Origin of the sequence: Galactobacillus timonensis, from assembly GCF_900240265.1 — a bacterium.
Lineage (GTDB): Bacteria > Bacillota_I > Bacilli_A > Erysipelotrichales > Erysipelotrichaceae > Bulleidia > Bulleidia timonensis.
In genome coordinates this window covers 1451147-1469962 of sequence record NZ_LT964739.1, presented here as the reverse complement: position 1 = coordinate 1469962, position 18816 = coordinate 1451147, and the positions used below count along the sequence as shown (strand labels likewise).

At 51.3% G+C, this 18816-nt stretch carries 19 protein-coding genes and 1 tRNA gene; 7 read left to right on the top strand and 13 right to left on the bottom strand.

Annotated features, from left to right (window positions below; all coding sequences use genetic code 11):
• Window positions 1-1530 (bottom strand): cardiolipin synthase, encoded by a 1530-nt coding sequence (gene cls / locus C1714_RS06955; RefSeq protein ID WP_245305070.1) that lies wholly within the window; start codon window positions 1528-1530, stop codon window positions 1-3.
• 77 nt (window positions 1531-1607) lie between these two features.
• Window positions 1608-2099 (bottom strand): GNAT family N-acetyltransferase, encoded by a 492-nt coding sequence (locus C1714_RS06950; RefSeq protein WP_102342503.1) that lies wholly within the window; start codon window positions 2097-2099, stop codon window positions 1608-1610.
• A 143-nt stretch (window positions 2100-2242) separates the two neighbouring features.
• Between C1714_RS06950 and C1714_RS06945 the strand changes: the two genes are divergently transcribed.
• From C1714_RS06945 to C1714_RS06935, 3 genes are read left to right on the top strand one after another with little or no spacing between them, the layout of a single operon-like run.
• Window positions 2243-2671 carry a hypothetical protein gene (locus C1714_RS06945; RefSeq protein WP_102342502.1) on the top strand — a complete coding sequence of 143 codons (429 nt, stop codon included), beginning with the start codon at window positions 2243-2245 and terminating at the stop codon, window positions 2669-2671.
• Window positions 2672-3256, top strand: coding sequence for a GGDEF domain-containing protein (locus C1714_RS06940; RefSeq protein ID WP_102342501.1), 585 nt, complete (start codon window positions 2672-2674; stop codon window positions 3254-3256). It begins immediately after the preceding gene.
• Window positions 3257-3269: 13 nt separating this feature from the next.
• The gene (locus tag C1714_RS06935) at window positions 3270-4364 is read left to right on the top strand and encodes an MmcQ/YjbR family DNA-binding protein (protein ID WP_102342500.1); all 1095 of its coding nucleotides are present in this window, start codon (window positions 3270-3272) and stop codon (window positions 4362-4364) included.
• 215 nt (window positions 4365-4579) lie between these two features.
• Here C1714_RS06935 and C1714_RS06930 read toward each other — a convergent pair whose 3' ends face one another.
• From C1714_RS06930 to C1714_RS06880, 11 genes are all read right to left on the bottom strand, one after another.
• Window positions 4580-5731, bottom strand: coding sequence for an RNA-guided endonuclease TnpB family protein (locus C1714_RS06930; RefSeq protein WP_102342499.1), 1152 nt, complete (start codon window positions 5729-5731; stop codon window positions 4580-4582).
• Window positions 5732-5736: 5 nt separating this feature from the next.
• Window positions 5737-6150 (bottom strand): IS200/IS605 family transposase, encoded by a 414-nt coding sequence (tnpA, locus tag C1714_RS06925; protein ID WP_102342498.1) that lies wholly within the window; start codon window positions 6148-6150, stop codon window positions 5737-5739.
• Between the two features lie 206 nt (window positions 6151-6356).
• Complete coding sequence (locus tag C1714_RS06920) at window positions 6357-8438, bottom strand: elongation factor G (protein WP_102342497.1); 2082 nt, start codon at window positions 8436-8438, stop codon at window positions 6357-6359.
• Window positions 8439-8504: 66 nt separating this feature from the next.
• The gene (locus tag C1714_RS06915; RefSeq protein ID WP_102342496.1) at window positions 8505-9173 is read right to left on the bottom strand and encodes an ankyrin repeat domain-containing protein; all 669 of its coding nucleotides are present in this window, start codon (window positions 9171-9173) and stop codon (window positions 8505-8507) included.
• Window positions 9174-9457: 284 nt separating this feature from the next.
• Window positions 9458-10321 (bottom strand): mechanosensitive ion channel family protein, encoded by an 864-nt coding sequence (locus C1714_RS06910; RefSeq protein ID WP_102342495.1) that lies wholly within the window; start codon window positions 10319-10321, stop codon window positions 9458-9460.
• Window positions 10305-11015: a M48 family metallopeptidase gene (locus C1714_RS06905; protein WP_135567912.1), complete on the bottom strand. Its 711-nt coding sequence runs from the start codon at window positions 11013-11015 to the stop codon at window positions 10305-10307. Before C1714_RS06905 ends, C1714_RS06910 begins: the two co-directional genes overlap by 17 nt.
• A 195-nt stretch (window positions 11016-11210) precedes the next feature.
• On the bottom strand, window positions 11211-12881 hold the full coding sequence (locus C1714_RS06900; protein WP_102342493.1) for an ATP-binding protein: 1671 nt from the start codon (window positions 12879-12881) through the stop codon (window positions 11211-11213).
• A gap of 4 nt (window positions 12882-12885) precedes the next feature.
• A complete protein-coding gene (locus C1714_RS06895) occupies window positions 12886-13551 on the bottom strand; it encodes a response regulator transcription factor (protein ID WP_102342492.1) in 666 nt (221 codons plus the stop codon).
• Between the two features lie 160 nt (window positions 13552-13711).
• Window positions 13712-14248: a bifunctional pyr operon transcriptional regulator/uracil phosphoribosyltransferase PyrR gene (gene pyrR, locus C1714_RS06890; protein WP_102342491.1), complete on the bottom strand. Its 537-nt coding sequence runs from the start codon at window positions 14246-14248 to the stop codon at window positions 13712-13714.
• 5 nt (window positions 14249-14253) lie between these two features.
• Window positions 14254-14571 (bottom strand): rhodanese-like domain-containing protein, encoded by a 318-nt coding sequence (locus tag C1714_RS06885; RefSeq protein WP_102342490.1) that lies wholly within the window; start codon window positions 14569-14571, stop codon window positions 14254-14256.
• Between the two features lie 18 nt (window positions 14572-14589).
• On the bottom strand, window positions 14590-15810 hold the full coding sequence (locus C1714_RS06880; RefSeq protein WP_102342489.1) for a serine hydroxymethyltransferase: 1221 nt from the start codon (window positions 15808-15810) through the stop codon (window positions 14590-14592).
• Between the two features lie 311 nt (window positions 15811-16121).
• Here C1714_RS06880 and C1714_RS06875 point away from each other — a divergent pair.
• The 4 genes from C1714_RS06875 to trpS all read left to right on the top strand — a co-directional run bounded on the left by C1714_RS06875 (window position 16122) and on the right by trpS (window position 18787).
• Window positions 16122-16197 (top strand) — tRNA-Lys (locus C1714_RS06875).
• Window positions 16198-16351: 154 nt separating this feature from the next.
• Window positions 16352-16729 (top strand): desulfoferrodoxin family protein, encoded by a 378-nt coding sequence (locus C1714_RS06870; protein WP_102342488.1) that lies wholly within the window; start codon window positions 16352-16354, stop codon window positions 16727-16729.
• A gap of 74 nt (window positions 16730-16803) precedes the next feature.
• On the top strand, window positions 16804-17514 hold the full coding sequence (gene tsaA / locus C1714_RS06865) for a tRNA (N6-threonylcarbamoyladenosine(37)-N6)-methyltransferase TrmO (RefSeq protein WP_102342487.1): 711 nt from the start codon (window positions 16804-16806) through the stop codon (window positions 17512-17514).
• A 280-nt stretch (window positions 17515-17794) separates the two neighbouring features.
• Window positions 17795-18787 (top strand): tryptophan--tRNA ligase, encoded by a 993-nt coding sequence (gene trpS / locus C1714_RS06855; protein WP_102342485.1) that lies wholly within the window; start codon window positions 17795-17797, stop codon window positions 18785-18787.
• The last annotated feature ends 29 nt before the right edge of the window (window positions 18788-18816 follow it).

The following is an 18816-nucleotide window of genomic DNA, read 5'->3' as shown; positions in this document are numbered from 1 at the left end:
TCAGAATAGCGGCGCAAACAGATTGGCAACCGCCGAAAAGATGCGCACAAAGATATTGATGTGCCTCGTATCTTCCAGCGTCACTTCCTGCGCCTGTTCCAGCCCCTTTAAGAAGGCATCCCGCAGCACAACAGCCGTCGCACTGTCTTCAAAGAGAACACCGTTCTCAAAGTGCAGATAATAGCTTCGATAGTCCGTATTTACCGTACCGACCGTACCGCGCAGATCATCCGACACAATGTTCTTGGTATGGTTGAAGCCCGGCGTATACTCATAGATCTTCACTCCGTGTTCCAAAAGAACCTGATAGTTGCTGCGGGTCATGGTGAAGGCGATCTTCTTGTCCGGAATGTGCGGCGTAAGGATTCGGACATCGATTCCGTTATCCCCCGCCAGACACAGCGCATTCTTCATCGGCTCTGCAAGGATCAGATACGGCGTATCAATATAAACATATTTCCGCGCCTGAAGCACGAGATTCATATGCACTGAAAGACCGGCATTGGCCGCATCCGTCGGCGTATCTGAAAACGGCTGAAAATAACCGGAGGGCTGTTCAGGCATCACATACGGCAGCTTGTATCTTGAATAATCAATGCCCTCATCATCCTTCTTGAGATAGGTATACATTCCCAGGAACATGACGGTGAGCGACCACACAGCCTCCCCTTCGATCATGATTGCCGAATCCCGCCAGTAGCCGAAGCGCACGATCCGGTTGGCATATTCATCCGAAATGTTGACGCCGCCCGTAAATCCGACCGTATTATCGATGACACAGATCTTGCGGTGATCACGGTTGTTCATCTGAATGGCAAGGGCCGGCCGCAGCCGATTGAAGCAGTACGTCTCAATGCCAAGTTCATTCATCTTCCTGGCAAAGTTACGGCCCGAATCTAGACATCCCAGATCATCATAGATCAGCTTCACCTGCACGCCCTCAGCAACCTTCTGCTTCAGTACGCCAAGAACTTCATCCCACATCGTGCCGGGATTGATGATGAAGTACTCAAGAAAAATAAAACGCTTCGCCCCTTTCAGCTTCGCAAGAAACACCGGAAACCACTCTTCACCCGACCCGAAGTACTGCGCACAGGTATTCTGATATACCGGAAACCGCGACATCCTAAGTCCATTGCGGAACATGGGAACTCCGTCCGGATCCTCCTTCGCCAGCCGTTCCATCACCGCAGGATCCTGGCTCAGAAGATTGGCCATCCGGCTGTTGGCATCGGTTGTTCCATGGGCAAGCTTCGCCGGCATCTTGCGTCCGAAGCAAAGCACATACATCACAATTCCGAAGACCGGAAATGCCAGGATCACAATGCACCAGCCGAGCTTATAGGCAGGATCCTCCTTGGAATTGATGATATAAACCATCAGAACAATGGCCGCCGCATTGATAAACGGCATCAGCGTCTGGGAAACTCTGCTGTAAAACCAGGAAACAATGAAAGCAACCTGGATCGCAATCAGTGCAACGACCAGAACCAGCCGGCTCGTCAGAATTTTCAGCGCCTTCCGCAGCATATTCCCATTATAGGCATTCTGAAAATACCTGCAGACATGCGCCTGCCCCATTTCGACGATTTTTCAAAACTGTACCCTCAGAAAGCTTCCGCCGAAGGAGAATCCGGCGCCAGAAGGTCATAGCGATAGATGTTCTTTACCTTTTCCCCGCGCTGATACAGCCAGTGGTCTTCCGGCACATTGGCCGTTTCCAGCAGGGTCCCGCCCAGTTTTTCAAGCGTACGGCGCGAAGGAATATTGTCTGGCGAACAGGTAATGATCAGCTCCGTCATTCCCCGTGAACGGGCAATATCAAACAGAATCCGGCACGCCTCATAGGCATAGCCGTGTCCCCGCTCCCCCGGAAAGATGCGGTAGCCGATATTGCCCGCATAATACAGCTCCTCATTCATCCCAAGGCGAAGATCGCACAGCCCCGCGCGGATCCCCGTATCGTGCAGGTAGATATCAAAATTCAGTGAGCGCACATCGTCACTGTTCCCAAAAAAAGGAATTGCCTGTTCTATGACCAGGTCAACTGCACTTCCGCTGTATTTATGAATTCTTGAAAATGGAAGAGTAAACGCCATAAATTCCGCTTTCTTCTATCATTATAAACGCTTTTCTTCTTCCAGAATTGCCTCCCGGAATCAATTGTACCGGTTAAAATTTGGATGGAATTTCTGCTATAGAATAAGACAAGTAGGATAATACCAATCGCAGAGATATGTCCATGAAGAAACCGCTCCACACATTGCGATCCCCTGCCATTTACCTCTGTATTCTTACAACTGTTTTTCTTGTTGTAATGGCTGCGGAAAATGCCGGCTTTACCCGAAAGAATGCCTTTCTTTCCCAGGTCTTTCATTTTTCCACGCAGGATCAGCTGATCGACTGTTCCTCGGACTGGACGTTCAAGGATGGAACGCCGGCGCAGCTGGATCAGCTTGCCGTACAGACGCATGGACGCAATGAACCGTTGGCGGTGATCTACACCACCATCCCGATCGTCAGCCAGCTGCTCTGGAATGTGTTTGGATATGACGTGCATGACTGCGGCCCGCTGATCATGAGCATTCTGATCGCATCCTTTGTGCACTTCATCTATGTATCTGTAAAGGATCTTCCTTCCGAGCCCAAGTTTCTGGAGCGCTACATCTGAATGATCGTCGGCCTGGCGACCTTCATGGGTACCGGCTTCGTCGATTACTTCCGCCACAACATTATGGGCATCCGCTTCCAGGACACTGCCGCATTCTCCCGCACCGGATACATCTTCCTGATGATCCTTCTGACGATTCAGTATGTCAATGAGATCAAGTGGCGTCTCACTACATCCATGAAGGCCGAGATCTACCGCCACCAGGCCTATACAGATCCTCTGACGGGGCTTGGCAACCGCACCTCCTGGCGCACATCGCACGACTCTCTTGTCGCCCAGATGAAGGAAGAAACCCTGAAAAAGGTTTTCGTCGTATCCATCGATCTCAACCACCTGAAAATGATCAATGATGAAAAAGGACATATCGAAGGCGACGAATTTGTCTTCGTCCTCATTGGAAAAAAAGCAGTGAAACTGATGCCGGCCATCGCAGAAAAAATCGAGCAGCTGTCAAAGCTGCGCAATGTCTCCCTTTCCTGGGGCACCACCGTCTATACAGCCGGAAGTAAGCAGACCGTGGAAGATGTCTTTCAAGACGCTGATCAGAAAATGTACGAAATGAAAAGCCGCCGGCGGGAGAAATGACAGGTTCCAGACTATGACGATCGAAGAAGCTGTCTTCCAAAAATACCGCCCGATCCCCGAGCGTCTTAGAGACTTCGGATTCCGCGCCGAGAATGGAACGCTGATCTATCAGGCTCCTTTGCTTGACGGCGTCTTTCTTGCGACTATTACAGTCGGGAAAGAAAAGAGGGTGGACGGACATGTCGTCGATCCTCAAACAGGGGATGAATACGCACCTCTGCGGCTTGAACAAAGTTCCGGTGCCTTTGCGGCATCTGTAAAGGAAGCCTACCTTTCCCTTCTGTATTCCATCCGTGATGCCTGTTTCAGGAACGTCCCCTTCGTAAGTGATCAGGCCAACCGGATTGCCGAAAAGATTCAGGAAACCTATGGTGACACGCTCACCTGCCCCTTCAAAAAAGATGAGGGTCTTGTCTTTCGCAATCCCGCAAATCAGAAGTGGTATGCCGTATTCCTGCGGATAGATAAAGACCGGATGAACCCGGAAAAGAACAACGCAGCAGAAAGAAGCGGGGAAAAAACAGATACAGCCGATATCCTCAACCTCAAAGTCAACGAAGAAGACATCCCGGTCCTCCTTAAAACAAACGGCTTCTACCCCTGCTATCACATGAACAGGAAACACTGGATCTCGATCGTCCTCGATGATACGCTCGCCGACGGCGTGATCCTCGATCTCGCCGCCCTGTCTCGTACTTTGACGTCACAGCACGGCAAAGTACGGCCTTTCAATCAGCCTGTTTCCTGGATCATTCCCTCCAATCCGACGATGTACAGTCTTGACGAACACTGGAAAAACAGGATCCACGTCAGCTGGCACTGCTTCTCTTCTGTACGGGATGGAGATCTCATCTACATCTACGTTGGCATGCCGGTCGGTGCGATCACCTATCGCTGCCGTGTAGAAAAAGCGCATTCCGTAATGAATGATGGGAACGAAAAAATGGAAATGACCATTCTCGACCGGTTCTCTTCCGATCTCTTTCCACGGCCTCTGCTTCGCACATTCGGTATCACTTCAGTGCGCGGAATCCGCTCCATGCCTGAAAACCTGGAAGCCTGTATCAGAGAAACTGCCGGAATTAGCGATCGGAAAGACAACCTGTAACGATTCGGATGTGACCTACTCGGCTACAAGTAACCGAGCTTCGGAGCATCCGCTCCTCTCTTTTCTCGTGTTGCCAGACTGTCAGGGATGCGCTGCAGATCCATGAAGGATATGCCGTTCCATCACGCTGGAGTTGTTCTATGCAGCCTTGCACTTTTGCCTGCATAGTGATTTCGAGCTAACCCCTCCGGCCCGGAGGTTCTGTAATGCCTTGTTTAGCATGTGCAGTAGATTCGCACTGCTTCAGTTTTGATATTCCGTGCTGCGTTTTCATCACGATCATGATGATGCCCGCAGACGGGGCATGTCCAGTCACGAATGGAAGTGTCCTTTGTCTTCTTATTGAGGCTTCCGCATTCATGACACATCTGAGAGCTGGGGAACCATTTGTCAATGCGGATCAGCTTTTTGCCTTTCCGCTCCGCTTTGTATGCGAGCATCACTGCAAAAGCTCCCCATCCCTTGTCACCAACCGATTTGCCATAGTTCAGCGACTGTGCCATCGCACGCATATTCAGATCCTCAATTCCGATGATGTCATACGCATTCGTCAGATCATTTGACAGCTTATGCAGAAAGTCGGTCCGCTGATTCTTGGTTTTCGAATACAGCTTTGCGACCTTCAGCCGCTGCTTCTGATAATTGGAAGATCCTTTTTTCATGTGCGAAAGCTTTCGCTGCTCTCTGGCTAACCGTGCTTCTGCTTTGCTATACCATTCCGGCGCATCGACATGACGCTGTTCTGAGTCAACATACAGTCCATGCATTGACATATCCAGTCCGATTGCATTGTCAGGATCAATGTCATGCGCGACAGGTTCTTTTGCATACTCATAGAGCAGGGAAACATAGTATTTCCCACTAGGATCACGTGAAATCGTTGCACTCTTCAGCACGCCGCCTTTCTTAATGGAGCGATGGTTAATGACGCACACTTCTTCTTTCATCTTCGGAAGAGGCAAATATAACTTTCCATCTTTCCAATGCGCAGTCACATGATTCGTTGTATACGAATCACGATGATCCGCCTTCTTCTTGAATTTCGGATATCCGCCTTCTTTATTGAAGAAGCGACGAAACGCCTGATCCAGATTGAGCTGCACATTTGCAAGGGCAAGACTGTCTACGTCTTTGAGCCATGGACAGCAGGACAATTTTTTATACCATGCCGGCGTGAGCTGAAGATTCTCGCCAAAGTTCTGCCAGGCATTGATTTTGTCAGCCAGCATGCGATTATAAAGCCAGCGAACTGCACCGAATGTCTTTGCAAAGTATCCTTCCTGCGCAGGCGAAAGAGCCCCAAGACGGAACTTATAAGCAATGCGGTCCTTTGTTTTCGATGTATGCTTTGTCCTTCTGAGCGGCATGGCAGTTACCTCTGAACATTTTTCTGCCGATCAATGTAACGGCGTACGTTTTCTTCGCTTGTAGAACCGATGGTTTCAACAAAATAAGACCCGTTCCACAACTGCCCGTGCCATAAAGACTGTCTTAACTCCGGATATTCACGGAACAGCCGAAGCCCGGAAACACCTTTCAGGTGCTTGACAATAAACGTAATCGAGAGCTTCGGCGGTGCAGACACAAAACAATGTACCTGATCCGCTTCACCAACTTCGCACTGATCGACAGAAAAGCCGTTTTCTTCGCCGACAGCCTTCAGCAGTTCTTGCAAAGAGGTCTCAATTTCCGGAGTCAGTACTTTACGACGGTATTTGACACACCAAACAATATGGTAATGGACGTTGTATACACACGTCCTTGCATGAATGTAGTTATCGCTCATACATATAGTATATCACATATATGAATTTATATCTGTATATAGAGCCATTATTTCCAATTACACATAGTATAAAATATGCCCGATTCATCTCCCATACAAGTAAGGGAGAATTCTCGGGTGGATTCTTAAAAAGCCGGAGCGTTTGTACGGATCATGTACAAACACTCCGGTTTTCTTTGTTCTGAATACTTCCGAACTTCCGTTCTTTACTTTTGTTCCGCTTCTTTCTTTGCCTTTGCCTGTGCTACGACTTTGGCTTCGACATCCTTCGGCGCCTGCTGGTAGCGGTCAAAATCCATGATATAGCTTCCGCGGCCCTGGCTCATTGCACGAAGGTCGATCGCATATGTCAGCATCTCGGCCATCGGGACTTCAGCAGTGATCACCTGATCACCATACTCGTTGGTGGTCATGTCCAGAATCATGCCGCGGCGCTTCGTCAAATCGCCCATGATCGTTCCCGTATAGGCTTCCGGAACGGTGATGACAGCCTTGCCGATCGGCTCCAGCAGAACCGGATTCGCCTTCGGCATCGCGGCATTGTAGGCAAGCCATGCCGCTTCCTTGAAGGCAACTTCCTTCGAATCGACCGGATGATAGGAGCCATCGTACAGCGTCGCCTTAACACCGACGACCTTGAAGCCGGCCAGCGGACCGTGTTTCATGCAGTCGCGCAGACCCTGCTCCGTCGGCGGGAAGAACTGCTTCGGAACCGCGCCGCCGAACACCTCTTCAGCAAACACCATATCCTCACTGTCGCACGGCTCAAAGCGTACCCAAACATCGCCATACTGACCGGCACCGCCGTTCTGCTTCTTGTAGCGGCCCTGTGCCTCCGCCTTGCCCTTGATGGTTTCACGATACTGCACCGTCGGAACAGTCGTGTTGACTTCCACCTTGTACTTGCTCTTGAGCTTGGAAAGGATCAGATCGATGTGCTGATCACCAAGTCCATAGAGAACCTGTTCCCCGGTCTCCGCATTGCGCTCGAAGCGGATCGTACGATCCTCCTCCATCATGTTGCGGATACCGACCGACATCTTGTCCTCATCTGCCTTTGTCTTCGGCCAGATGGCATAGCCAAGCATCGGACGCGGGAAGTTTATTTCCGGATAGTGCACCACCTTGCTCAGCGTGCACAGCGTATCATTCGTCTGCGTCACCGCCAGCTTGACGACGGCACCGATATCACCCGTAAACAGCTTGCCGACGCCGATCTGATACTTGCCATTGATGACATATACCTGACCGACCTTTTCGTTCACCTGCTTCTGAGCATTGTAAACCTGGGAATCCGAATTCAGGACGCCGCTCATTACCTTCAGATAGGAAATCTTACCGACATACGGATCGATGATCGTCTTGAAGACAAATGCCGAAAGCGACTCTTCCTCGTTGGTCTCCATCTGGATCACCTGACCCTTGGCATTCAGCGCATCCACATGGCCCTTCTCCGCATAGGACGGGAAGTATTCCGTAATCAGATCCAGCAGACGCTCAATGCCTGTCTGCAGCGCAGCACTGCCGCAGTATACCGGACGAATCTCACCGGAGCGAACACCAAGACGCAGACCCTTCGCAATCTCATGTTCATCAAACTCTTCACCGGAGAAGAACTTCTCCATCAGATCGTCGTCCGTCATGGCGATCGCTTCTGCCAGCTCACTGTAGTATTCATCCACCTTCGGCTGAATCACTTCCGGAACCGGCTGCGGCTCACCCGGCTTATCGTAGTACCATGCCCGCTTGCGCAGAATGTTTACAGATCCGATCACCTTACGTCCATCAATGATCGGAAGCTCAAAAAGGAATACCGACTTGCCGAATTTCTCACGCAGCTCATCCACCGTCTTCGAGAAATCCGCATTCTCATCATCCAGTTTGTTGATAAAGAAGATCGTCGGCATTTTCCGCTGCACAACGGCCGTCTTCCAGGCACGTTCCGTACCCGCTTCAACGCCATCCTTAGCCGAAACCACGATCAGCGCATTATCACCAACGATCAGGCCCGTCGTTTCCTCGCCTTCGTAGTCAACATAACCCGGCGTATCGATGAAGTTGACCTTATGGTTCTTCCACTCGACCGGCGCAAGGTGGGTATAGCAGCTCATGCCGCGCTTGCCCTCCTCCGGATCAAAGTTCAGCGCCGTCGTACCGTCGCCCGCTTTTCCAAAGCGGTCCAGCTGACCGGCATGATACAGGCAGGCTTCAATGACACTCGTTTTTCCTGCCCCGTTATTGCCCAGAACGGTTACGTTCCGTACTTCATTCGCAAGATAGTCTTTCATTCCATGTGTTTCGTGCCTGCTGAAAGCACGTTTTCCTTTCCTTTTTCTTTTTTCTCAATTATGTGATCAGGCGAGCAGGGTCTTCAGATCCTCAAAGCATTCCTTGCGGACATAGTGAATCGGAAGATTTCCTTCATAGTCCGTATGGTTCTTGTCTGCGCCCTTGGAAAGCAGATACTTCACGAGTTCCGGATAGCCGATATATGCCGCCCGCATCAGAGCCGTGCATCCGCGCTGATCCTCCGCATTGACATCAGCGCCGGCATCCAGCAGCGCCTCAATCGAATCCACCTTGTAGGCATTGACTGCTTCCATCAACGCCGTACGTCCCTCTTCATCACGGGCATTGACATCCGCACCCTTTTCAATGAGATACTTCACTACATCCGTCTCGCCAAGCAATGCTGCGCGCATCAGCGACGTACGTCCCTTATTATCATGAGCGTTGATGTTTGAACCTGCATGAACCAGCATCTTGACAATATCCAGATGCCCCTTCTTGGCTGCACCCATCAAAGCTGTCTTGTTGTTCTTGTCACGTGCCCGTGCATCTGCACCATTATCGAGCAGATAACGGACAATGTCCGCATAGCCCCGCTTGGCGCTGCGCATCAGTGCCGTACGCCCGTCACCGTTGGTAACGTTGACATTGGCACCCTTGGATACCATGGCGCAGACCTTGGCAAAGTCACCGCGTGCTGCTGCATCAAAGAATTCCTGATTCACCTGATCCATATCTGATTACCTCCCATTATTGAACAGATCAAATTTTCAAAAAAAGGCGAACACATAATGTCCACCTTAAAACCCACACTCACGCACGCCATTCACTTCAGAAATGACAATGAAAACAACGGATACTCCACCCATTCTGTTCATGACCGTGCTCGCTTTCTAATGAGAAATCCTGTATCGAAACTTTGCACCCCTATTCTAACGTCCCAAAGGTCTCATTTCAATAAACGAGCCGAAGAAATCAACAATCAGGTTTTTATTTTCACATCTTTCTGTAATCAGTTTCAATGATCGATCGTAATTGTCGTATACGGAATCGAAATGTTATTCTCACGGAATCCCTTCAGTACCTCTTCACGAACTCTGGAGCACACATCATACGACTCTGCAAGATTCTCGCTGCTCACCCGGAACGACAGCATCAGCGCACTGTCCCCGAAATCCGTCAGACGTACCGGAATCATCGGAACACCTGCCTCCTTCTCCTTTTCGCTGCGCGGGTCAACAACACCCTTAACGGAAGCGGCACGCTCCTGAATGATGCGGCGCGCCAGATCGATGTCCGTATCATATGCCACCCCGACCTTGAGCATCGTATTGTAATAGGAACCGTCCCCCGCATAGTTCTGAACGATCACAGTGTTCATCATATTGTTTGGAATCAGAAGCTCCGCATGGTTGTCCCACGACGTCAGCACCGTATGCCGGAAGGTGATCTGCTTCACGACACCGGTCACGTTTTTCTCCGGAATGTAGATGACATCACCCACATGGATCGGCTGAATGATTGCCAGCGTCAGGCCGGCAATGAAGTTGCCGAACGTCTCCTGGGCCGCAAGACCTACAAATACCGTAATGACGCCGGTCGCGCCAAGCAGCGCCGTACCTGCCCCCTTCAGAGGCTTCACGGAATTGAGAATCGTAACCAGCGCAACCACATAGAGGATGAACTTCAGGATCTGTTCCAGATAGCCCATCGATGTTGCATTCACCTTTTCAGCAGTCAGTGTTTCCGCCGTCCGGTTGAGGCTGCGATGAATGATTTTGGTAAGAATCTTGCAGAACAGAAGAATCAGACCGGCTCTCACCAGAAACAGAATGAATCCATCATCAAATACCGTCGATCCAAAATCAAAGATATTTTCCATCTTGAACCCCTTCCTTCAGTATCATTTCAGCATCCCTGTAATCGGCCATTCGCCCAGCCACTTCCCGCCAGAAGGCCGGACCGTGGCCATGAACCAGAAAATGCGTATATTCATGCAGCAGAACATAATGCAGACAAATCTGCGGATAATGGATCAGCCGCAGATTCATCGTAATCCTTCCCCGCCCGTAGGTACAGCTGCCCCACTCGGAACGCATCCAGCGTAGACGAATCTCAGGATAGGGAAAACCGTTTGCTGCACAGATTTCCCGGTCCCAGACGGGCCGTTCCTCATTCAGCAGTTCCATCAGCTTTCTCGCCGCAAGACGGCGGAACGCAGCTTCCCCGGTTGCCGTATCTTCAGGATCCCGCAGCGCAAAGACAATCGTATCCCCCTCCAGCCGACAATGGCTGCGTACAGATGTTTCTGTCCGCACATGCTTTGCTTCCCCAAGCCAGTAGATGACATCGGAACTTTGATCTTCCCGATCACTCTGCCCCCGCATGGAGACCGCCTGCTCCTGCTTCAGGACCCAGTCTTTCTTCTCTTCGAGAAACCGGAACGCATCCTGACGCGAACAGCCATGAGGATAATGCAGAACGATGGTACCGTCATTGCGCACGGTAAGACGAAAGCTGCGCATCCTCCGCGCCTCATATTCCAGTGGATAACCGTTCCATTCGATCCGATTCACGAAAAAAATTATAACAATTCTCTTGACACCCGTCGCTCTGTCCGGTAACCTATAAGCAGTTAGTTAGAGCTAACTACTTATGACAGTCTAACCACTCCTTCGAATATGTTCTCCAAAGGCTGCATGAGTACAATCCCGTGAAAGGGCCGCTCCTGAACTGGCGGCCCTTTCTTGTGCCTGATCGGCATGTTTCTGTTATTGTTTCGCGTCCTCAAGCAAAGGGAAGTTAACCGTAAACGTACTGCCCACGCCTTCCTTGCTTTCAAGGCGGATCGTTCCTCCGCACAGAGCAACGGCATGCTTCACGATGCTTAAGCCAAGACCGGTGCCGCCCGTTTTGCGGGAGCGCGACTTATCCACGCGATAGAAGCGTTCAAAGATTCTTTCCTGCGAAGCTTCGGGAATACCGATGCCCGTATCCGCCACCTGCAGCACCGCAAAGGCATGGTGCGGATATACCGATACAGTCAGCGATCCATCCGGTTTGTTGTAGCGGATCGCATTATCGATCAGGTTGTAGGCAATCTCATAGACCAGCTGCGGCGAACCCTTGATCGTGGCGGTCTCAATATGTTTTTCCAGGTGAATACCGTGTTCCGCAAAGCTGGAAGACAGCGCCTCCAGAGCCTCGTTCACCGACTGCGCAAGATCCATCTTTTCTTCCCGCGCATCTTCCAGCTCATCGAGCTGCGAAAGTCTCAGAATATCATCGATCAGCTGCAGCATCCGGGCCGCTTCCTTATGAATCCGCTTCAGGAACACCGGAACATCCTGTTTCTTGACCATCCCGTTTTCCAATAGCTCCGCCGATCCCATGATGGACTGCAGCGGCGTCTTGAGCTCATGCGAAACATTGGCCGTAAATTCCTGCCGCATCTGCTGCGCCTGATAGGTTTCCGTCGCATCATAGCTAAGAATACTGACACCGGTCAGCTGCTTGTGCGACGTCACCGGATCAAAGCTGATATTGAAGATTCGTCCATCCGGCATCGTGACGGAATTCTCGGCATGGCTGAAGCTCTTCGCCTTTGCAAACAGCTTTCCGATCAGATCCGGATAGGCAAGATCACTGATATTTTCCGTATTTCTACCATCCGGAGCCAGCAGCATCTTTGCGGCAAGATTGATGCTCAGAATCTTTCCATTGGCATCCGCAAGCACCAGGCCTTCCTGGATTGCCTGTGAAACCGTCAAAAACTCCTTCTCCTGGCGGTGCACCGTCTCGAGCTGGGCAGCGATTTCCTTGTTCTGATCATCAATCCGCACCAGCAGCGGCCGCATCTCCGGATATTCCTGCATGTCAAGCGGATGATCCAGATCAATTTCATTGATCGGCTTCACAAGCTTCCGGCTCATGTACACCGCCACCAGTGCACTGACGCATGCCGCCGCGATCAGAATCCACAGGAATGCCGAGATCAGCTGCAGAAATGTTGCCAGCAGGGAACTGCGCGCAATCGCAATCCGCACCACCGTGCCATCTGACAGCAGCTGTGCATAATAGATGGTCGCCGTCATTAACGTATGTGAGCTGCGGGTCGCATAGGCGCTGCCATTGACTACCGCCCCCTGAAACTCTGCACGGTCCGCATGATTCTCCATCTGACTCGCATCGCTTTGCGAATCGTAGAGCACCGTACCGTCTCTTGCAATCCAGGTAACCCGGTAGTCGGAGAGGTCAAGAGCCGAGAGATAATCCATTCCTTCGGTCTCGATGCCGGCGGCAGCGAGATCCGCCTGTGTCTTCATCCTCTCCTCTTCCAGGGAAATGAAATGCTGGTTCAGAACAACCGTGATCAACGCAAGCGACGCCGCCAGAACCAGAACCATTGAAATGAATACAGAGCGAAAGATCCGTTTTTTCATAACATCACCTCCGATAGCGGTAGCCTACGCCGCGTACCGTTTCAATCTGCTTGCCGGCTTCACCGAGCTTCTGCCGCAGCGTTCCGATATGGACATCCACCGTCCGTGTTTCGCCATCATACAGAAAGCCCCAGATCTGCTCCAGCATCTGTTCCCGGGTAAAGACAATGCCCGGATGCGACAGCAGAAGATTAAGCAGCTCAAACTCCTTCAGCGTCAGTTCCACTTCCTTGCCATAGACGAATACCTTGTGCTGATCAAGACGGATCTCGATCGGCCCGCTTACCGGGGCCTGAGAAACCGGTGCCGAAGAACGGCGCATGACCGCCTTGACCCGTGAAACCATTTCCATCATGCCGAACGGCTTGACAAGATAATCATCCGCTCCCAGATCGAGTCCCTTGATCTTGTCAAACTCCGTTCCCTTTGCCGAAGCAAAGATCACCGGAATGCCGGCGGTCTGAGTATCTCCCTTGAGCTTCTTCAGAATCTGAACCCCGTCCTCATCCGGCAGCATCACATCGAGAATCACAAGATCCGGCTTATTCGCCTGCATTGCGGCCCAGAACTCTGCCCCATCCGAAAAGCCCTTTGCCTCAAAACCTGTATTCTGCAGGGTATACAGCTCAATCTGCTGAATATCTTCATCATCTTCAACAATGTAAATCATCTTCTCACCTTCCCCATCGTTTTACATATTCTTATTTCACTTTCATTGTAAAGTCCTTGTGAAATCAGTGTCATCGCACCGCGATCAAATCCATGTAAAGAAATTGTAAAACACACAGGACAAAGAAAAAAAAACGGGAAAACCACATTGCTTTCCCGTTTTACATTGAATACAGATCCACGCACATTTTTCCGTCGAATTCCGGCAGGCATACGGCAACCAGTTCCGAACGCGATGTCGGAACATTCTTGCCAACATAGTCCGGACGCAGCGGCAGCTCCCGATGTCCCCGGTCCACCAGCACTGCCAGCTGAATCGACTTCGGCCGCCCATGGGCAAATACCGCCTCAATGCCGGCACGAACTGTCCGTCCCGTATAGATCACATCATCCACCAGGATGATCGTATGATCCTTCAGATCGATCGGGATTTCGCAGCTGCCGGTCCTCGCCTGGTCGCCCATCTCGGAAAGATCGTCGCGGTAAAGGGAAATATCGATCGTCCCAACCGGAACATCCTTTCCCTCAAAGGCGTGAATGTTATCCGCAATCATATGGGCAAGCGGAACGCCGCGCCGCCGGATTCCAAGAAGACACAGTCCGTCCACGCCGTTGTTTTTCTCAATGATTTCATGCGAAATGCGGGCAACGGAACGACGCAGCTGCGCCTCATCCATCAGATGTGCCTTGAATTCCATACACTTCACTCCAGATTTCCTGTATAGGCCATGATACCGCCGATATTGACCACCGAACGATACCCTGCCTGCTCCAGATACTGCTTTGCCTTCTCGCTGCGCGCACCGCTGTGACAATAGACGAACAACGGCGCATCATGGTCCGGGACCTTTGTTTCGATCGCACCGATCGACGAAAGAGGAATATTCACTGCCCCGGGAATATGGCCCTCCTGATATTCATCCACCTCCCGCACATCAATCAGCACAGCACCCGGTGTCTGATGAACGGTTTCAAGCATCGCATTGATGTTGGGCGCAGCCTTCCTTCTGAAATTGAACATAAATTGACTCCTTCCGGCTTATTCAAAGGGATGGGCAGCCGTCATGGCCAGCACCTGTTCCTTCACTTTTGCCTTCACTCCAGCATTATCCTTATTCTTAAGAACCGTTCCGATCCAATGGCCGATGGTGCGGAAATCATCTGCACTGTAGCCTTTGGTTGTCATCGCCGCCGAACCAAGGCGAATACCCGAATCGACCGTCGGCTTCGTCGTATCAAACGGAATCGCGTTCTTATTTACCGTAATGTTCACTTCATCCAGTGCCTTCTCCGCCTCAACGCCGGTGACACCGATCGAATTGAGTACATCGACGAGGACCAGATGATTGTCCGTCCCTCCTGTTACAAGACGCATACCCTCTTCTTCCAGGGCCCCGCCCAGAGCCTTTGCATTGGCTACGACATTGCCGATATAGGTCTTGAATTCCGGCTGCAGCGCCTCATAGAGACATGCCGCCTTGGCCGCAACGATATGGCACAGCGGCCCACCCTGCAGCATCGGGAACACAGCATGGTCCACCGCCTTTGCATACTGCTCACGGCAAAGGATCATGCCCCCGCGCGGACCGCGGAGCGTCTTATGCGTCGTCGTTGTCACGATATCCGCATAAGGCACCGGGTTCATATGGTATCCTGCCGCGACAAGGCCGGCGATATGCGCCATGTCCACCATCAGGTACGCGCCGCATTCATCCGCAATCCTGCGGAACTCGGCGAAGTCGATTTCACGCGCATACGCCGAAGCACCGGCGACGATCATCTGCGGATGAACCTCGTTTGCGATCTTACGGACCGCATCGTAATCGATCCGCTCCGTCTCACGATCAACGCCATAGGAAACACTGTTGAAGAACTTGCCCGAGAATGATACCTTGGCGCCATGCGTCAGATGTCCGCCTGCCGCAAGATCCATGCCGAGAATCGTATCTCCCGTCTTGAGAAGGGAGAAATAGGCAGCCATGTTGGCCTGTGATCCGGAGTGAGGCTGCACATTCGCATGATCCGCCCCAAACAGCCGGCAGGCCCTGTCACGTGCCAGATTCTCGACGACATCAACATTGGCGCAGCCACCGTAATAGCGATGGCCCGGATAGCCTTCCGCATATTTATTGGTCAGAACAGACCCGGCGGCTTCCCGTACTTCCTTCGAAACAAAGTTCTCCGACGCAATCAGCTCGATATTATGACTCTGCCGCACTTCTTCTGCGTGTATTGCGTTTTCCAGTTCAAGATCTTCCATATCCCTGTCCTCTCTATCATTCTTCCATTAATTCTAAAATCATAGCAGACCACAATGGTTTCCTGCCTCTATGATACCTGTCATCGAGCCGGATTTTCATTCTGCGTGAAACAGAACTGAAACGTGATTCCAAAGCAGAATGTTCCGTCGACATACATGAATAAGAAAGTGAATTGCCTTCTGTCCTCAAAGCTCGGCAGTGTCGTCATCCTATTTGTCCATTTTCAAATTTTGGTCAAGATTTTTTTAAAATTTCTATTGCATTTGGGCATAGGTGGCGCTAGTATATTGAAGCACTCGAAAGAGAGCATGGTTCCTTAGCTCAGTTGGTAGAGCAACTGACTCTTAATCAGTGGGTCGAGGGTTCGAGCCCCTCAGGAACCACCATTTACAAGTATCAGTGAGTTAATCTCACTGGTTGTATATACATCGATTCCTCAGCGTAAGCTGAGTTTTATTTTGCCTGTTTTCAAATTTGCCGGGGCAAAGTTCTGTACAGGATCCCTCCCACCATCTATAGTTTGGTTAGGAGGACATAATCATGAAATCATTAAAGTTCGTTCGCTGCGACACCTGCGGCAAGATTGCCGTCGTACTCAAGGACAGCCCGTGCCCTACGATGTGCTGCGGAAAGGAAATGACCGTACTTGAGCCCAACACCACGGATGCTGCACAGGAGAAGCACGTTCCGGTCGTAACCCGTGAAGGCAACACCATTACTGTAACGGTTGGCTCCGTAGAACATCCGATGCTGCCGGAGCACTATATTCAGTGGATCGTACTCGAGACGGAAAACGGATTCCGCGTCGCAGAGCTGAAACCGGGTGACAAGCCTCAGGTCAAGTTCTTCGAAAACGAAAAGGTCATCGCCGTCTACGAATACTGCAATCTGCACGGTCTCTGGAAAACAGAAGCATAAATTCACAATTACCGGCTTCCTTCGGGAAGCCTTTTTTTATTTCTGTCCGGTATGAATTCTTCTACAATAAAATCATGAACAAAGACAGTAATCCCAATCTTTCGCCTTCGTTTGAATCGCTCGAGGTGAAACCGGTGGCCATCGTTCATACCGATTTTCCCGAAAAGTTCGGCATCCCCCGCCAGGCTGACATCATCAAGGACCTCAAGGGAACGATCGTCCTCACGCCGGGCTATCAGAAGCCGGGTGTCTTTCATGGTCTTTCCCAGTATTCCCACCTCTGGCTGATCTGGGGCTTCACCCTGTCGAAGCCCGGCTGGTCACCGACCGTACGTCCCCCGCGTCTGGGCGGAAATGTACGCATGGGTGTCTTTGCAACACGGTCACCGTTCCGCCCCAATCCGCTCGGCCTTTCCGCCGTGCGCATCGAAGAGATCGATGAAGACAATTATTCGATCAGGATCCGCGGCGTCGATCTGGTGGACGGGACACCGGTCTATGACATCAAGCCCTACATTCCCTACAGCGACAGTATTCCGGATGCCGAAGAAGGCATGGCTGCTCTTCCCCGCCCCCGCCTTACTGTCGAAATACCCGATATTCTGAAAGAAAAGATCCCGACCGATGTGTTATCGACGCTTACTTTAATTCTTGCCCAGGATCCCCGCCCCGCCTACCAGCAGGATGAATCCCGTATCTATGGCCTCAAGTACGCCGGCATGAATGTACGCTTCACCGTTAGTGCCGATCAAGTGCTCCATGTCGTATCCATCGATTTTTATTGAGCATCAGCAGAAAAGATACTAGAATGAGCGTACGTTGATCGGGCGCAGCGAAGGAATCCTGTTTTCTACAAAAGCGAGGCAGATCTGGTGAAAGCTGCCGCAGAAAATACCTTCATGGAACCCGGGAGTAAAATGGACTGCACCATTATCGCAGAAGAGTGACGGATGAATATCATCCGTAATCCGGGTGGTACCGCGCATAGAAGCCATGCGTCCCAGTTTCTGGGGCGCTTTTATTTGTTTCGATGAGTTTGATTGAACGTATTGGAGGAAATACATTATGAAACGCATGTTATCGGGAATCAAGCCTACGGGCCAGCTTCATCTGGGCAGCTACATCGGCGCTCTGCATCACTTCGTCGAATACCAGGATCAATACGAAATGTTCGCCTTCATCGCCAACCTGCACTGCATCACTGTCCCGCAGGAACCGGAACAGCTGAAAAAGAATCTGTACGACTGTGTCGCTCTGTATCTTGCCTGCGGCCTGGACCCCAACCGGGCAACCATCTTCCTGCAGACCGATGTCAAGGAGCACGCCCAGCTCGGCTACATCATGTGCTGCAACACCTACATGGGCGAACTCAACCGCATGACCCAGTTCAAGGACAAGCAGGCCAAGGGCGAAAAGAACCTTTCCGGCGGCCTGTATACCTATCCGGCCCTGATGGCTGCCGATATTCTCCTGTATGATCCGGACTATGTACCGGTCGGCGAAGATCAGAAGCAGCATGTCGAACTGACCCGCGACGTTGCGGCCCGCATGAACAACCGCTACGGCGAACTGTTCAAGCTTCCGGAACCTCTCATCGGCAAGGTCGGTGCCCGCATCATGTCACTCTCCGATCCGACCCGGAAGATGTCCAAGTCCGACGGCATCAACAAGGGCTGCATCTATCTGCTCGACGATCTTGACGCCGCCCGCAAAAAGGTGATGAGCGCCAAGACCGACTCTCTCAACCAGATCAGGTTCGATCCTGAAAACCAGCCCGGCGTATCCAATCTGATCCAGATCTATTCCTCACTCAACAATGACAGACCCTATTCTGCCATTGAAGAAGAGTTTGCCGGCAAAGGCTATGGCGACTTCAAGAGTGCCGTCGCCGACAGTGTATGCACAACGCTGGAAGGAATCCAGAAGAAGTACCGCGAAGTCACCACTTCCGGCATGATCGAAGATGTTCTGCAGGCAGGTGCCGCCAAGGCACGTCCCATTGCCGCCGCAAAGCTGGATCTGGTACAGCGTGCTCTCGGCATGGAAATTCACTTCTAAGCCGAAAAACCATATTTTACAAAGTTTTT

What these genes read in the sequence shown, in the direction of transcription:
- C1714_RS06950 (WP_102342503.1), bottom strand. Translation starts at nt 2,099, where the DNA reads ATGGCGTTTACTCTTCCATTTTCAAGAATTCATAAATACAGCGGAAGT.
- C1714_RS06900 (WP_102342493.1), bottom strand. Translation starts at nt 12,881, where the DNA reads ATGAAAAAACGGATCTTTCGCTCTGTATTCATTTCAATGGTTCTGGTT.
- C1714_RS06920 (WP_102342497.1), bottom strand. Translation starts at nt 8,438, where the DNA reads ATGAAAGACTATCTTGCGAATGAAGTACGGAACGTAACCGTTCTGGGC.
- tsaA (WP_102342487.1), top strand. Translation starts at nt 16,804, where the DNA reads ATGAACAAAGACAGTAATCCCAATCTTTCGCCTTCGTTTGAATCGCTC.
- C1714_RS06915 (WP_102342496.1), bottom strand. Translation starts at nt 9,173, where the DNA reads ATGGATCAGGTGAATCAGGAATTCTTTGATGCAGCAGCACGCGGTGAC.
- cls (WP_245305070.1), bottom strand. Translation starts at nt 1,530, where the DNA reads ATGCTGCGGAAGGCGCTGAAAATTCTGACGAGCCGGCTGGTTCTGGTC.
- C1714_RS06930 (WP_102342499.1), bottom strand. Translation starts at nt 5,731, where the DNA reads ATGCCGCTCAGAAGGACAAAGCATACATCGAAAACAAAGGACCGCATT.
- pyrR (WP_102342491.1), bottom strand. Translation starts at nt 14,248, where the DNA reads ATGGAATTCAAGGCACATCTGATGGATGAGGCGCAGCTGCGTCGTTCC.
- C1714_RS06945 (WP_102342502.1), top strand. Translation starts at nt 2,243, where the DNA reads ATGAAGAAACCGCTCCACACATTGCGATCCCCTGCCATTTACCTCTGT.
- trpS (WP_102342485.1), top strand. Translation starts at nt 17,795, where the DNA reads ATGAAACGCATGTTATCGGGAATCAAGCCTACGGGCCAGCTTCATCTG.
- C1714_RS06885 (WP_102342490.1), bottom strand. Translation starts at nt 14,571, where the DNA reads ATGTTCAATTTCAGAAGGAAGGCTGCGCCCAACATCAATGCGATGCTT.
- C1714_RS06870 (WP_102342488.1), top strand. Translation starts at nt 16,352, where the DNA reads ATGAAATCATTAAAGTTCGTTCGCTGCGACACCTGCGGCAAGATTGCC.
- C1714_RS06895 (WP_102342492.1), bottom strand. Translation starts at nt 13,551, where the DNA reads ATGATTTACATTGTTGAAGATGATGAAGATATTCAGCAGATTGAGCTG.
- C1714_RS06940 (WP_102342501.1), top strand. Translation starts at nt 2,672, where the DNA reads ATGATCGTCGGCCTGGCGACCTTCATGGGTACCGGCTTCGTCGATTAC.
- C1714_RS06935 (WP_102342500.1), top strand. Translation starts at nt 3,270, where the DNA reads ATGACGATCGAAGAAGCTGTCTTCCAAAAATACCGCCCGATCCCCGAG.
- C1714_RS06910 (WP_102342495.1), bottom strand. Translation starts at nt 10,321, where the DNA reads ATGGAAAATATCTTTGATTTTGGATCGACGGTATTTGATGATGGATTC.
- C1714_RS06880 (WP_102342489.1), bottom strand. Translation starts at nt 15,810, where the DNA reads ATGGAAGATCTTGAACTGGAAAACGCAATACACGCAGAAGAAGTGCGG.
- tnpA (WP_102342498.1), bottom strand. Translation starts at nt 6,150, where the DNA reads ATGAGCGATAACTACATTCATGCAAGGACGTGTGTATACAACGTCCAT.